Below are 749 nucleotides of genomic sequence, written 5' to 3' on the forward strand. Positions count from 1 at the left end.
AAAAAGGATGACACTTTTGGGAAAATGAGACCCTTTGAAAGTGATCGTCATTCCTCTTTACCTCCCGCAATGACACGCTGTGATCATGACAGGACGCAGAAACAGTAAAAATTTTGCGACATAACCGTGAAATCCGTGGCAGGACCCTGATTCTGGCGCATATCGACACGGTTCACGCAACGGGCACACTTGCTGAACAGCTTCCGCTGCGCCAGGAGGGCGACAAGCTTTACGGCCCTGGTATCTATGATATGAAGTCCGGCGTTTTGATGGCCTTCGAAGCGATGAAACGTGTGGTTCGTGATTGTCGCGATATCGCTGTCGATCTGCTGATCGTGTCCGACGAGGAGGTCGGATCGAAAAGTTCGCGCCCCGTTATCGAGGAATTCGCACGCACCGCCGACAATGTTCTGGTGGTGGAACCGGCCCGCGACGGCGGCAAGATCGTCACCGCGCGCAAAGGTGTGGGCATGTGCGATATCGTCGTGCGTGGTCGCTCCGCCCATGCCGGGGTTCGGCCCGCCGATGGCCGGTCGGCTGTCCGCGCCGCATCCAGACTGGTGCTTGCGCTTGAAGCCCTGAACGATCCCCATCGCGGGATCACGGGGTAATCCCCCCGTTATTAACGGGGCTCGTCAGTAGAATTCACGCGGCCATTTTCAGTTTCTGTGCGGGCGTTACGCCGCCGATGCCCATATTGGGACGTTCGTTGTTGTAGGTCCATAGCCACTGCGTGGCAAATTCCTGCG

1 protein-coding gene is annotated in these 749 nt (G+C 57.0%); it reads left to right on the forward strand.

Translation table 11 applies throughout. The annotated features are described in order from the left end of the window. The first annotated feature begins 113 nt into the window (after positions 1–113). On the forward strand, positions 114–611 hold the full coding sequence (locus F9K94_RS24245; RefSeq protein WP_231771631.1) for a M20/M25/M40 family metallo-hydrolase: 498 nt from the start codon (positions 114–116) through the stop codon (positions 609–611). Positions 612–749: the final 138 nt, after the last annotated feature.

Origin of the sequence: Brucella tritici (genome assembly GCF_008932285.1) — a bacterium.
Taxonomy (GTDB): domain Bacteria; phylum Pseudomonadota; class Alphaproteobacteria; order Rhizobiales; family Rhizobiaceae; genus Brucella; species Brucella tritici.